Below are 12781 nucleotides of genomic sequence, written 5' to 3'. Positions count from 1 at the left end.
TGCTCGTATGAAAAAGATATTGTTAAAGTGCACTATATTAATCGTTGTACTTTGTTCTTGCCAATCCAGACAGCAAGTAACAGCACCTATTTCCACCATAGACAGTACATTACAAACTAATGTTACTGCCATATTGGAAAGCAAGTTGTCAGAGATAAATGCCCAATCTGGGCAGGTTATAGTAATGGAAGTTCAATCAGGGCAAATAAAAGCTCTGGTTGGACTTACTAGGAAAGACAGTACGAACTACCAATCATGTGAGAACTTCTCTGTATGGCAGTCTACTGGTCTGATGCACCCAATATCGCTATTGGCAGCTTTAGAAACTGGTAAGGTGAAGTTGAGTGATAAGGTTGATACTGGAAATGGTATCTACCAAATTCATGGCAGAGAGCTTAAAGACCATAATTGGCATAGAGGGGGATATGGTGAGCTTACAGTACAGGAAGGATTGGCAGCTAGTTCCAATATTGCTATTTATAAGACTATGGAGAAAGCATTTGCTAATAATCCCCAAGCATACTTTGATTTATTAGCTAATATGAGCTATGGTAAACCGGATAGTATCAATGGAATAGCCAATCTAAAGCCTGCACACTTTGTAACTCCTAAAGATAACAACTGGACTAAGACAGCCTTTGTATGGTCTAGTATCGGTTACAATCAACATGTATCGCCAATTCAAATACTAACCTTCTATAATGCTATCGCCAATAATGGGAAGATGATACAGCCTCAACTATATAAGGATAGTGTAGTAGTTATTAATCCCCAAATAGCTAGTAGGGCTAGTATTGATAGTTTGAAGAAAGCTCTAGTATTTAATATTACTGACGGATTAGGTCAACCTGCCAAGTCTGATAAGGTAGTAGTTGCAGGTATACAGGGAACTAGTTCGTTATCTACTAATGAGGATAGTACTAAGGATATGTATGCGGTAGAGTTCTGTGGTTACTTCCCTACTGATAATCCTAAGTATAGTATCATTGTATCTATTAATAAGGCTGGATTACCTGCAAGTGGTGGACTAATGACAGGTGATGTATTTAAGAAGATTATTGATAACATTATATCTTATAAAGAATAATCTGGAATAAGAAACATCCATTAAAGGTTACTAATTCATTGGTTACTAAAGAAGAAAGTACTCATATTCTATCGCAGAACTAAATGTAATCAGGGAAGTAACTATACTGATGAAGAATGATAGATAATATAACGGATTAGATAAGTAACGAAGAGTATATAAAGCATTTATGAAGTACATTGAAATCCACAGATTAATTCATATCTTTATTCCAACTTAATTTTAGTAACAATGAATACTGATATACTGATAGGTGCAATAGCAGGAGATATAATAGGTTCTTACTATGAATTTGTCCCAATAAAGTCTATTGACTTCCCGTTATTCAATGGTTCTTCATCACACTTTACTGATGATACCATAATGACTATCGCCAATGCTGATTGGCTATTAACAGGCGATAGCTTATTAGGCATAATGCAGGACTATGGTAATCGCTATCACAGTAGTTATGGAAGTATGTTCTATGAATGGTTGAGAGCTGATAATCCTCAACCATATAACAGTTGGGGAAATGGTTCAGCCATGCGAGTAAGCCCTATAGATTGGGCTTTTAATACTTTAGAGGAAACATTAGAAGCTGCCAAACAAAGTGCAGAAGTCACACATAATCATCCAGAAGGAATAAAAGGAGCACAGGCTACAGCAGCTTGTATATACTTGGCTCGTACTGGTAAATCCAAGCAGGAGATTAAAGAGTATGTTGAAACTACATTTGGATATAATCTAAATAGAACTTGTGATGATATAAGACCTACATACCACTTCAATGAAAGCTGTCAAGGTACAATACCAGAATCTATTATCGCTTTCTTGGAGAGTACGGATTATGAAAGCGCTATCCGTCTTACTATATCTTTAGGTGGCGATGCTGATACAATGGGGGCTATTACAGGTGGAATAGCAGAAGCATATTATAAAGAGATTCCTCAATATATCATAGATGAAGTTCTTAAAAGACTGTCTGAAGAATTTATTGATATAATGCAAAGGTTCTATAGAATGTTTATTAGCAGCTAATAAGATGCGGAATGTAAGAATTGTATTATTGGTACTAGTTGTAGCAGAATGTTGCATACAAGCAGTATTATCTTATTGGTGGTATGAATATAAATGTGGAGCATATTATAATCTAGTAATTAAAGGTGGTACATTACATTATATACTATGCCAAGTAGAAGATGTTCTATTAGTTACTATCACTATACTACTATTCTATTTACTTATAAGGCGTGTATTGAGAAGGTGTAGAACGCAGTAGGTACAGCATTAATAGGAGGAATGAATTATGAGAAAGGTAACAATGAATGAATACATAGAGCTTATAGATGAGCTTTGTGCTAAATGTGATTCTGGGGAATTAACAGAAGAAGGAGTGAATGACATATTAGCAGAGATAACTATTAGTGAATGGAAGTCAGACCCACGTGAACCGCATGATGTACCAGATGATTATATACCACCTAGTAGTAATTGTTAATATGATGACAGTAGAGACTTTAATAATAAAGTTAGGTGTAAATCCTAAAGAAGTATCTAAAGCTGAAATAATACTACTCACTAGCTTAGTAGAAAGATACAATCATGGTTATATGCGTAGGTCTATCTACTTTAGCTATGAAGAGGTACTCATAAAAGAAGCAGAAGGTATTATACACGGATATTTACCAGAAATTGACGGTATTATATATGAGGATTAGATATGAGATGAATAACTATATCTAAAATGAACAAATATGATAACAGCAGAACAGTGGAGAAACGGGATTAATTCTGTACTAGATGAGTACGGATTATCAAGAGAGGAGTTTTGGAAAGACCCTAAAGCATTTATTGACAAGTTGGACAATCAGGCAGCAAAGCTTATGCTAGCATTCTATATGGGATTATAATACATTAAATCGGAGGAACAATTTATGGATTTAATGGAAGAAATGTGGATAAGCAGACCACAAAGAAGAATGACTAAACTGTCTGATTTATCAGACGGAAGTATTGCACGTATAAAGTTCTATAATGCGAATAAGGAATATACTGTAGATAGCTTTAAAATAATGTTTGCTGAATATCAGAAGTCTATATACTGCAATCAAGAAGTTATAGGAGTATGCCATTCTATTAGTGATTATAGCTACATAGTAGATTATATTAATAATTCCCATTTCAGAAACGAATTAGATATATTTACTCCAGAATTTGATAAGAAGCGTACTCACCACATAACATCTCATAAATCAGACAAAGACACGTTACAAGTGAGAGTAATTTCTAATGAAGGAGTTATTAAGAGCTATGATATGTCTGCGATAGAAATTACATTTGAGAAGATGTATCACATTATAGATAAGGAACGTAATGGTTATCGAAGTGGTCAACTATGATTGGCACTCCGGTAATTTTAAATAAAACCAATGATTATGTTACTAAAGACACTGAATAGGACATTAGAAGAATATAATATTCCCAAAGAGGAGTTTTGGGAAGACCCTTATGGCTTCATAGATAAGCTTGAAGATGAAGATTTAAAGTGGTTATTACTAATGGAAATGGAGGCAATGGATTAATAACTGGAATTATGAAACGTGAATTTAAAAGCGGTGAAGTAGTATTGGAAGTATATGATGCGTCTCTTAGAATTGTAATGGACCGTTTACTTCCACCATACGAAGATAATGGAGAATGTAGCTATACTATTAATATAGCAGGTAATGAGAACTTTGGAGGAGGATTTCCACGTGAGTATGTGGAGAAGCAAGTAGATGAATATCTAGATACAATAAGAGACTTCATTATAGAAGGATTAATTAGTAAAGGCAATATTAAATGAATTAATATGGAAGGATATAAATTAAATGTAGAAATGGCAGAAGAACTAATACCGATGTTATTATATGAAATGGTTAATAATGACGTAATAACAGAGGAACAAGCAAATGAGGTACTTAATACTGTATTTGATGAATGTTTAGAGAGTAATATAGAGGCTAAAGAGTAGGTTAATACCTACTCTCTTGGAGCCCGACACAATCTGTCTAATTCAACTTTAAACGGTCGTAGATTTTGCTTTTTATCATTACACTCTTTACATATTGGTATTATGTATTTAAACTGTGGGAAGAATACGAGTTCCACATGTCCACCTACCATTATGTTGTTGTCCCTTGTATTAGGAAATACTCTTTTACGAAACATAAGTTTATGGCAACTTGGGCAGAACATAACTGAAAGATGATAGTCTTTAATTTTAAAATAATAATCAAGACAAGTATCATCTGGAACTGTACTGTTACCAGTTATGGCATTCCGAACTGTAATTAGTGTACTAGACTTAAATTGCTTACGTTTTAATATAAACTTAGCCATATCTATTGAGTATTTAAAGTTAAACAATACTGCAAATATAGTAATTAATAAGGATAAGAATGAATTTATGAGAAGATTTAACAAGTATGGATTTGGTACAGCAGTTGGAGTTCCTACTGCGGCTACTATTAACAATTATGACAATGAATGATGAAGTAAAATATCCAGTAATAAAACCGGAAGACCTTCCAGAAGAAGAGTGGCAGGAACTAGAAGATATATGGAAACGAATGGAAGCTAATGTCAAAGCTAGTATTAGTAATGGAGAGCCATTAGTTAAATTGACGTCATATATCACTGATTGGAGTAATTTGACAGACGGTTCAAGTGATTTAGACGAACAGGAAGATGAATAACTATAAACCTTAAATGAATTAATATGATAAATAAAGACGAAGAAGTTGCTAACAGATTTAGTGACCCAAGTAAAAAGTTAGTAGAGTACGTTACTGACTTTAGTGATATGAGAGATGAAGATATAGAGCTTACTAAACCAATTTACGAGAATTATGGTAATTTCCAACTCCTTAATGAAACTGGTATTATACGTACTGATGAAGAAATAAAGGAATTGTATAATTGTAAAGGAGAGTTTGGAAGTACAGATGAAGTTACAGATATGAGTTTCTAACCTATATTAATAAGAATGAATTATGATAATGAGTAACACATTTGTACCATGGTGGGGTGATAAAGAGGTAGTTACTGAATATGTAGCTCCTGGAATTAGATATATAAGAGATGCCAAGACAGGTGAGCTTTTGGCATTTATAGAGTGAGAGGAAGATGATGATATGCTAGATGAACAGGCAGATGAATAACTATGAATATGATAACAGCAGAGTATTGGATGTATGGAAACAATGACAGCAAGTGAGATAATGGACATCATGGAAGAGTTGGGTATTTGTGTAGATAGCTTCACTGATGATATATACATACCCACTTTAGAGGAACTATGTAGAATGTTTGGAGTTAATAGCTTAGAGGAGCTTAGAAATATGCCTCACGGTCCAATGGCTTTCTGATATTAATAAGAAGAATTTATGAGAAGTTTAATAAGTATGGATTTGGTACAACAGCTCCTATGATTATGAATAATAACAATAAATAATTATGGCAAAGAAGAAAGGTCCTTATGTGGAGATAATAGGTAAATGGAAACATGAATGTGTATCTCCTTCTAGACGTTATGACACAAATTTAGAAACTGGAGAAGTAATAATAGCAGATACGTTCTGTACATGGGAAGACTGGGAAGATTGGTTTGATTCTATGGAAGATGTAGAATCTACTAAAGAAGACGAACAAGCAGATGAACAATTCAGCAACAATACTTAACATTCTTACGCTAGTTTAATCCTCTAATAAAGAGTAATTTTACATTATGGAAAGTATAACTATAAACCTTAAATGATTATGGCAACGTTAGTAATAACTATTGGCAATGATGATTGTGTAAATGAAGGTATCAACATTATTTGTAACCAGTGCAGACCTATCTACATGAATGAAGATAATAAGATTATTGTTAATGTAGTAGGAGAAGAGAAGTTCGGAGCAGGACACAATGCTGAATATATAACTAAACAAGTAGATAAACATCTAGGCATTATAAGAGATTACATCATAGAAGGACTTACTGATTGTTATGTAGAATACGATGAGAATGGTAAGGAGATATTTATACCTAAAACCAAATGAAGAATAAAATTATCAAGATTGTTAAATGGTATTTGATAATACATATAGCTGTATCAAGTGTACTTTTAATAGACTACACTTTCTTTGTTAAAGAATCTACCAAGATTACATGGGAAGGTAGAAGTTATCCTATAGCTAAAATGATATTGTTAGGACCATTAAATATATTATACTTTAAATGAATTAGGATATAGTAAATTATGAACATTAAAAGAGTAAAATGGAGCTATCTTAATATTAAGAAGCAGAAGTTAGAGTACAGGGCGGAATTGCAACGTATCAAAGACTCTAGAGAAGTAATTCCTGACCCTATGAGGTCAGAAGAATCTATGAAGCTGATTGAAGAGATATTCAAGAAATGTAACGGTAACTTACTTTAACATGATTCATTGGTTTAATAGATTAATAATCAGTAACTTCACAAGAAATCGAGCTATATTCTTGTTCTATTAGATTTAATCATTAAGATATATTCTTTGATGTTAAAGTTTACCGTTTAGGTGGCTTATTAGGTACTTGACATAAATGATAACCACGGACTTTAAATACTTTCCAAGCTTGATTGTTCTTAAAACGGTCATTACACTTCTTACAGATAGGAGTAACACACTTGGTATAACCAAATCTACCTTCTGTATTTAGGCGTCCATATTCAGCAAGTACATGTCCACCAACAGCAGGGTTGTCATTAGTAAATGACTTCTTACAGCAAGGGCATATAGTAATGAATCTTGTAAATATATTGGTTTTATAACAGTAGGCTATCCACGACTCGTAACCATATTTACACGCTTCATCATCAGCAACAGCTTGTAAACATGTTATCTCCTTCAAAATTCCTGTAACCAATAAAACACCCATAACTAGCAGCTTTTATGAAGTTCTACTACAAAGATAAGAATTAAACTAATATCTCGTAACTATAAATAAACTAATATGAATAATAATCAATCAGAGAATAAAGAACCAGATTTCTTTACCCCTAATGCTCCAATTAAATACGCAACGGCAGGAGGAAGAGGGGTAATGATAGGTTGCGGAATTATAACAGCCTTATATGTCATAGGCGTAATTGTAGGGTTGTGTGTTGGGCTATGGTTGGAGTAGCCTTCTTCTGCCTTTCCTACCATTCATCATAATTGGATTTATTGGCTACATTTGGGAGATGTTTAAGAAGTTCTATAATCTAGGATATGCTAAGAAACGTAGGATATAAGTCAAGAATAGGCAACATTTGAAGAATCATCTGAAAGTAATGATACTAAGAAACATAATACTCCAATAATATTTGAGGATATAAAAGTAGAAATACAAATGGCATTAAATTTTATATAATTCAGCTATCGGGCACTGCAATTAAAGAGATGTTTACTGTTCTATGTTTCGTATAATAAACTAGAATTAATGAATTATTCTTACCTTTGTAATAATCGTATGATATTATTAATTAAGTATTAACATATAAACATTTCGATATGATAGTAGAAACAATGACGTACCAAGAGATTGCCGATGAATTTAAGAAGGATTGGGAAAGAAGTATTAGACACAAGATAACCGACTGTTTTGGAATGGCTAATAAGTATAGACGCTATATACTTAAAGAGGGTAAAACTGATAAATGGATACGCTTCAAACCTATAGAATTTACTAGCCCTAGAGGAAATAACTGCGTAATACAGTTTGTCAGTAAAGGTTGGGCTGATTATAAGAGAAATGGACTTATATTTGTTTTATATATGTATTATTACAAATCTGAAGGTTTATATGCAGTAATGATAGCAGGAGATAATTTCGATGAATTCAGCTTTTACACACCCCACTTATTTGACAGATATAGAGAACGGAAACTAAAGGATATATCCAAACCTAAATTACAAACAATGTTTGACTTCTTTAAGACCAATGCAACCTCACGGTTTAATCGGGTAAATAATGATAAATATGCGAACAGTATTTTTAGTGTATGCCCCAATGGTGTCACATTAGGTAGTGAGATTAGCGATAAGATTATAGAGAATAGAACTTATATAACCTTCGAAATGCTTAAAAGCGACCAAGTCCAAGATGAAGAGAAGTTAGGTACAGCTCTAAAGGCTTATCTTGATAAACAATTATAATTAATCTATCAGTGTTAAAGCAAGGTATAACAGACATATTATAAAATGTATCTAATCAGCCTGTAAACAGAGAGTCAGACATTAAGCCAATATGAATTAGTTTCTTTGCATTATCAATACTACCTTTTATTGCAGAATATATTAATATAATACCCCTATCTATGAAAGGTTGAATAGTTGCATTATAAGTATAATTCATTACCTTTGCAACGTGGATGAAGTCCGCAAAGAGATTATTAATTAAATTATTAACCATTCTTGGATTTAACTTAGAAGTTCAACCAAGAGTTCAACCATAGATTCTATAAGGAAATCTGTTATTAAAGATAACTATTATAAGCGATTATAGCTCAGTTGGTTGCCTGCGAAGCCGAAGGCTTTGAAGGCTTTAGAGAGCACTAGCTTCCCAAGCTAAGGGTCACGAGTTCGAGTCTCGCTTACCGCTCCACTGAAAAAACAGGTAGTCAGACAATGACTATCTGTTTTTATATTTTTACAAGAGTTCTTTTAACTCATTTTCTTGATATTTTATGTATCAGATAAATACCATAAAATCCCAGTAAAGCAGAAATGAATATTAGGAATAGTAGTCCAATAACAATAAATTTCTTCATCTGAGTGAAATCCATAGATATACTCTTCCATGACACCAAGTAAAGTGACTATAATAGTAACTATAAATGGATAAATCAGTCACATAAGGCGATATAAAGAAAATAATGCGAGAAGAATAGGGCAGTTCGTTCCTTTTTCGTATTTTTGCACCCTGTTTTAACATCCAAGAAAACTTAAATAGAAAAATATAATGGCAAAAGAACTGAAAGACCTCACCAAACGTAGCGAAAACTACTCACAGTGGTACAACGATTTGGTGGTAAAAGCTGATTTGGCAGAACAGTCTGCCGTACGCGGATGTATGGTGATTAAGCCTTACGGATACGCAATTTGGGAAAAGATGCAACGTCAACTAGACGATATGTTCAAGGAAACAGGACACGTGAATGCTTATTTCCCATTATTAATTCCAAAATCATTCCTGAGCCGCGAAGCAGAACACGTAGAAGGTTTCGCTAAAGAATGTGCCGTAGTGACTCATTACCGTTTGAAAAATGCAGAAGACGGCTCCGGCGTAGTAGTAGACCCTGCTGCCAAATTGGAAGAGGAACTGATTATTCGCCCTACATCAGAAACAATCATCTGGAATACATATAAAAACTGGATTCAGTCTTATCGTGACCTGCCTATTCTTTGTAATCAGTGGGCAAACGTTTTCCGTTGGGAAATGCGTACCCGTCTTTTCCTGCGTACTGCCGAATTCCTGTGGCAGGAAGGACACACCGCTCATGCCACACGCGAAGAAGCAGAGGAAGAAGCGATCAGAATGCTGAATGTATACGGCGAATTTGCTGAGAAATACATGGCTGTTCCGGTAGTGAAAGGTGTAAAATCCGCTAACGAACGTTTTGCCGGTGCACTTGATACCTATACCATCGAAGCTATGATGCAGGATGGAAAAGCATTGCAAAGCGGTACATCTCATTTCCTTGGACAGAACTTTGCCAAGGCATTTGATGTTCAGTTTGTGAATAAGGAAAATAAGATGGAATATGTATGGGCAACTTCATGGGGTGTTTCTACCCGTTTGATGGGTGCTCTGATTATGACTCATTCCGATGATAACGGTCTGGTATTACCTCCACATCTGGCTCCGATTCAGGTAGTAATCGTTCCTATCTATAAGAACGACGAGCAACTGAAACAAATCGACGCGAAAGTGGAAGGCATTGTTGCCAAACTGAAAGCACTGGGCATTTCTGTGAAATATGACAATGCGGACAACAAACGTCCGGGCTTCAAATTCGCAGATTATGAATTGAAAGGTGTCCCTGTTCGTCTGGTGATGGGAGGACGTGACCTCGAAAACAATACAATGGAAGTAATGCGCCGCGATACACTGGAAAAAGAAACTGTGACTTGCGATGGCATCGAAACATATGTTCAGAAACTGCTCGAAGAAATTCAAGCAAATATCTACAAAAAAGCATTGGATTACCGCAATTCTAAAATCACGACAGTAGATACTTACGAAGAATTTAAAGAGAAAATCGAAGAAGGCGGCTTTATCCTAGCTCATTGGGACGGAACAACCGAGACTGAAGAAAAGATTAAAGAGGATACAAAAGCAACGATTCGTTGTATCCCATTCGATTCGTACGTTGAAGGTGATAAAGAACCGGGAAAATGTATGGTAACGGGCAAACCTTCTGCCTGCCGCGTCGTTTTTGCACGTTCTTATTAAAAATATCTATTTCAATAGTAAAAGAGTCAGATTTTTAAAATTGAGAATCTGACTCTTTTTTTATCCATTTCAGTTTTATTTCAGAAATATCTCTTTTCTTTGTAGACAGTAATAAAGAAAGGAGAAGATTTTATGAAGATATTAATTGTAGAAGATGAACCCTCTTTAAGAGAATTGATCCAACGTTCGCTGGAAAAAGAACGTTATGTCGTAGAAACGGCCGGAGACTTCAACAGTGCATTATACAAAATAGAAGATTACGACTATGATTGTGTCTTACTGGATATTATGCTGCCGGACGGGAGCGGTCTTGACCTTCTCGAACGTTTGAAAGCTCTCCACAAACGGGAAAATGTGATTATTATCTCTGCCAAAGATTCGCTGGAAGACAAAGTACTGGGACTGGAATTAGGAGCTGACGATTATTTGCCGAAACCATTTCATCTGGCAGAATTAAATGCACGGATCAAAAGTGTGATCCGTCGGAATCAACATGATGGAGAAATCTATATCCGTCAGGGAAATGTAAAGATAGAACCCGATAAATACCGGGTGTTTGTCAACGAACAGGAGCTGGAACTGAACAGAAAAGAATATGATATCCTGCTTTATTTCATAAATCGTCCCGGCCGTCTGGTCAATAAAAACACACTGGCAGAATCGGTATGGGGAGACCACATCGATCAAGTGGATAACTTTGACTTCATTTATGCACAAATCAAAAATCTTCGCAAAAAATTGAAGGATGCAAAAGCAAATATTGAAATCAAGGCCGTTTATGGATTCGGCTATAAACTGATTGTAGAATAATCGAAACCAGAAAGGATCATCCATGAAACTTATATATTATATCATTTTTCGCATCACCCTCGCCCTGACTCTTATCCTGACTGTCTGGGCAGTCTTTTTCTATGTTACGATGATTGACGAAGTCAACGATGAAGTGGATGATTCACTGGAAGACTATTCGGAAACAATCATTATCCGCGCATTGGCAGGAGAGGAGCTTCCCTCCAAAAATAATGGTTCCAATAATCAATATTATCTGAAAGAAATAACCAAAGAATATGCAAAGAGCCGGGAAGATATCCAATATAAAGACTCCATGGTATACATTGTAGAAAAAGAGGAAACAGAACCGGCACGTATTCTGACCACTATCTTTAAAGATGACGAAGACCGTTATTACGAATTGACCGTATCCACTCCCAGCATCGAAAAAGATGATTTGAAAAGTGCGATTCAAGTCTGGATTATTTTCCTGTATGTAGCTCTGTTACTTTGTATCATCATCATATCCGTATGGGTATTTTATCGTAATATGCGACCGCTGTATATACTACTTCATTGGTTGGACAGCTATCAGACCGGAAAGAAAAACAAACCTCTGAAAAACGATACACGGATCACGGAATTCCGCAAACTGAATGATGCGGCCACCCGTTACGTAGAGCGGACAGAACAAATGTTCGAACAGCAGAAGCAGTTCATTGGAAACGCCTCACATGAAATTCAGACACCGCTTGCCATCTGCCGCAATCGGTTGGAAATGCTGATGGAAGACGATTCTTTGTCCGAGAAACAGCTTGAAGAGTTGATGAAAACCCATCAGACACTGAAATATATCACCAAACTAAACAAATCCCTGTTGCTGCTATCAAAAATAGATAACGGCCAGTTCACCGACACCAAAGAGGTAGACTTAAACGTACTCCTCAGGCAATACCTGGAAGACTATAAAGAAGTCTACAGCTACAAGAACATAGAAGTAAGTATAACAGAACAGGCTAATTTCCATATAACCATGAACGAATCTCTGGCTATTGCTTTACTAACAAACCTGTTAAAGAACGCGTTTGTACATAACGTAGACGAAGGACATATCCGGATTATCATAACCAAACATAGCATCACCTTCCGAAATTCCGGAGAGAAGCAACCACTGGATGAGACTCACATCTTTGAACGTTTCTATCAAGGACACAAAAAAGAAGGATCTACTGGATTAGGACTGGCAATAACCGATTCCATCTGCCGTCTGCAACAGTTGAACTTGCGATATTACTTCGAACAAGGAGAACATTGTTTCGAAATCTCCAACAAGAACTAGAAGTAAAACAATTAATAAAACATCTGCCATCCAGAGCAAGACAATGTGCTGGATGGCAGAATTAATAGGGTACTACCTAAGATTACACCTTATGACAA

At 35.3% G+C, this 12781-nt stretch carries 18 protein-coding genes; 17 read left to right on the top strand and 1 reads right to left on the bottom strand.

The genetic code is table 11. The features are described from left to right. Nucleotides 1-7: 7 nt before the first annotated feature. From BT_RS04750 to BT_RS04695, 13 genes are all read left to right on the top strand, one after another. Entirely contained in the window at nt 8-1087 is a 1080-nt protein-coding gene (locus BT_RS04750) for a penicillin-binding transpeptidase domain-containing protein (protein ID WP_162303159.1), read from the top strand. A gap of 231 nt (nt 1088-1318) precedes the next feature. Continuing rightward, nucleotides 1319-2107, top strand: a complete 789-nt coding sequence (locus BT_RS04745) for an ADP-ribosylglycohydrolase family protein (RefSeq protein ID WP_005679031.1) — start codon at nt 1319-1321, stop codon at nt 2105-2107. A gap of 268 nt (nt 2108-2375) precedes the next feature. Continuing rightward, nucleotides 2376-2567, top strand: coding sequence for a hypothetical protein (locus tag BT_RS04740; RefSeq protein ID WP_005679033.1), 192 nt, complete (start codon nt 2376-2378; stop codon nt 2565-2567). Between the two features lies 1 nt (nt 2568). Next, on the top strand, nt 2569-2787 hold the full coding sequence (locus BT_RS04735; RefSeq protein WP_005679034.1) for a hypothetical protein: 219 nt from the start codon (nt 2569-2571) through the stop codon (nt 2785-2787). Nucleotides 2788-2823: 36 nt separating this feature from the next. Beyond that, nucleotides 2824-2979 (top strand): hypothetical protein, encoded by a 156-nt coding sequence (locus BT_RS24330; RefSeq protein ID WP_005679035.1) that lies wholly within the window; start codon nt 2824-2826, stop codon nt 2977-2979. A 24-nt stretch (nt 2980-3003) separates the two neighbouring features. Further along, complete coding sequence (locus tag BT_RS04730) at nt 3004-3468, top strand: hypothetical protein (protein WP_005679036.1); 465 nt, start codon at nt 3004-3006, stop codon at nt 3466-3468. Nucleotides 3469-3504: 36 nt separating this feature from the next. Continuing rightward, nucleotides 3505-3651: a hypothetical protein gene (locus BT_RS04725; protein ID WP_157448290.1), complete on the top strand. Its 147-nt coding sequence runs from the start codon at nt 3505-3507 to the stop codon at nt 3649-3651. A gap of 11 nt (nt 3652-3662) precedes the next feature. Then, nucleotides 3663-3914, top strand: coding sequence for a hypothetical protein (locus BT_RS04720; protein ID WP_005679038.1), 252 nt, complete (start codon nt 3663-3665; stop codon nt 3912-3914). Nucleotides 3915-3920: 6 nt separating this feature from the next. Beyond that, nucleotides 3921-4082, top strand: a complete 162-nt coding sequence (locus tag BT_RS04715; RefSeq protein WP_005679039.1) for a hypothetical protein — start codon at nt 3921-3923, stop codon at nt 4080-4082. A 511-nt stretch (nt 4083-4593) separates the two neighbouring features. Beyond that, on the top strand, nt 4594-4806 hold the full coding sequence (locus BT_RS04710) for a hypothetical protein (protein ID WP_128132114.1): 213 nt from the start codon (nt 4594-4596) through the stop codon (nt 4804-4806). A gap of 23 nt (nt 4807-4829) precedes the next feature. Next, nucleotides 4830-5081 carry a hypothetical protein gene (locus BT_RS04705; RefSeq protein WP_011107532.1) on the top strand — a complete coding sequence of 84 codons (252 nt, stop codon included), beginning with the start codon at nt 4830-4832 and terminating at the stop codon, nt 5079-5081. A gap of 485 nt (nt 5082-5566) precedes the next feature. After that, a complete protein-coding gene (locus tag BT_RS04700; RefSeq protein WP_004323036.1) occupies nt 5567-5791 on the top strand; it encodes a hypothetical protein in 225 nt (74 codons plus the stop codon). A gap of 78 nt (nt 5792-5869) precedes the next feature. Beyond that, nucleotides 5870-6154 carry a hypothetical protein gene (locus BT_RS04695; protein ID WP_162303158.1) on the top strand — a complete coding sequence of 95 codons (285 nt, stop codon included), beginning with the start codon at nt 5870-5872 and terminating at the stop codon, nt 6152-6154. Between the two features lie 489 nt (nt 6155-6643). Here the strand turns inward: BT_RS04695 and BT_RS04685 are convergent, their stop codons facing one another. Further along, nucleotides 6644-7015 carry a hypothetical protein gene (locus BT_RS04685; RefSeq protein ID WP_011107528.1) on the bottom strand — a complete coding sequence of 124 codons (372 nt, stop codon included), beginning with the start codon at nt 7013-7015 and terminating at the stop codon, nt 6644-6646. 614 nt (nt 7016-7629) lie between these two features. On the opposite strand from BT_RS04685, the gene BT_RS04680 reads away from it, so the two are divergent. The 4 genes from BT_RS04680 (at nt 7630) to BT_RS04665 (ending at nt 12683) form a co-directional block, all read left to right on the top strand. Further along, complete coding sequence (locus tag BT_RS04680; RefSeq protein WP_011107527.1) at nt 7630-8274, top strand: hypothetical protein; 645 nt, start codon at nt 7630-7632, stop codon at nt 8272-8274. Between the two features lie 805 nt (nt 8275-9079). Continuing rightward, entirely contained in the window at nt 9080-10573 is a 1494-nt protein-coding gene (gene proS / locus BT_RS04675) for a proline--tRNA ligase (protein ID WP_011107525.1), read from the top strand. Nucleotides 10574-10705: 132 nt separating this feature from the next. Then, a complete protein-coding gene (locus BT_RS04670) occupies nt 10706-11383 on the top strand; it encodes a response regulator transcription factor (RefSeq protein ID WP_011107524.1) in 678 nt (225 codons plus the stop codon). A 22-nt stretch (nt 11384-11405) separates the two neighbouring features. After that, nucleotides 11406-12683, top strand: a complete 1278-nt coding sequence (locus BT_RS04665) for a sensor histidine kinase (RefSeq protein WP_011107523.1) — start codon at nt 11406-11408, stop codon at nt 12681-12683. Nucleotides 12684-12781 lie beyond the last annotated feature (98 nt).

Source organism: Bacteroides thetaiotaomicron VPI-5482 (assembly GCF_000011065.1).
GTDB lineage: Bacteria > Bacteroidota > Bacteroidia > Bacteroidales > Bacteroidaceae > Bacteroides > Bacteroides thetaiotaomicron.
Note: the sequence above shows the minus strand (reverse complement) of the source record. Positions and strands in the feature narration are given on the sequence as shown.

Bases quoted from the DNA above. Each gene is read 5' to 3' on its own strand.
- BT_RS04725 (WP_157448290.1), top strand. From the start codon at position 3,505: ATGTTACTAAAGACACTGAATAGGACATTAGAAGAATATAATATTCCC.
- BT_RS04720 (WP_005679038.1), top strand. From the start codon at position 3,663: ATGAAACGTGAATTTAAAAGCGGTGAAGTAGTATTGGAAGTATATGAT.
- BT_RS04705 (WP_011107532.1), top strand. From the start codon at position 4,830: ATGATAAATAAAGACGAAGAAGTTGCTAACAGATTTAGTGACCCAAGT.
- BT_RS24330 (WP_005679035.1), top strand. From the start codon at position 2,824: ATGATAACAGCAGAACAGTGGAGAAACGGGATTAATTCTGTACTAGAT.
- BT_RS04670 (WP_011107524.1), top strand. From the start codon at position 10,706: ATGAAGATATTAATTGTAGAAGATGAACCCTCTTTAAGAGAATTGATC.
- BT_RS04680 (WP_011107527.1), top strand. From the start codon at position 7,630: ATGATAGTAGAAACAATGACGTACCAAGAGATTGCCGATGAATTTAAG.
- BT_RS04710 (WP_128132114.1), top strand. From the start codon at position 4,594: ATGAATGATGAAGTAAAATATCCAGTAATAAAACCGGAAGACCTTCCA.
- BT_RS04740 (WP_005679033.1), top strand. From the start codon at position 2,376: ATGAGAAAGGTAACAATGAATGAATACATAGAGCTTATAGATGAGCTT.
- BT_RS04735 (WP_005679034.1), top strand. From the start codon at position 2,569: ATGATGACAGTAGAGACTTTAATAATAAAGTTAGGTGTAAATCCTAAA.
- BT_RS04730 (WP_005679036.1), top strand. From the start codon at position 3,004: ATGGATTTAATGGAAGAAATGTGGATAAGCAGACCACAAAGAAGAATG.
- BT_RS04665 (WP_011107523.1), top strand. From the start codon at position 11,406: ATGAAACTTATATATTATATCATTTTTCGCATCACCCTCGCCCTGACT.
- BT_RS04750 (WP_162303159.1), top strand. From the start codon at position 8: ATGAAAAAGATATTGTTAAAGTGCACTATATTAATCGTTGTACTTTGT.
- BT_RS04695 (WP_162303158.1), top strand. From the start codon at position 5,870: ATGGCAACGTTAGTAATAACTATTGGCAATGATGATTGTGTAAATGAA.
- BT_RS04745 (WP_005679031.1), top strand. From the start codon at position 1,319: ATGAATACTGATATACTGATAGGTGCAATAGCAGGAGATATAATAGGT.
- BT_RS04715 (WP_005679039.1), top strand. From the start codon at position 3,921: ATGGAAGGATATAAATTAAATGTAGAAATGGCAGAAGAACTAATACCG.
- BT_RS04700 (WP_004323036.1), top strand. From the start codon at position 5,567: ATGGCAAAGAAGAAAGGTCCTTATGTGGAGATAATAGGTAAATGGAAA.
- proS (WP_011107525.1), top strand. From the start codon at position 9,080: ATGGCAAAAGAACTGAAAGACCTCACCAAACGTAGCGAAAACTACTCA.
- BT_RS04685 (WP_011107528.1), bottom strand. From the start codon at position 7,015: ATGGGTGTTTTATTGGTTACAGGAATTTTGAAGGAGATAACATGTTTA.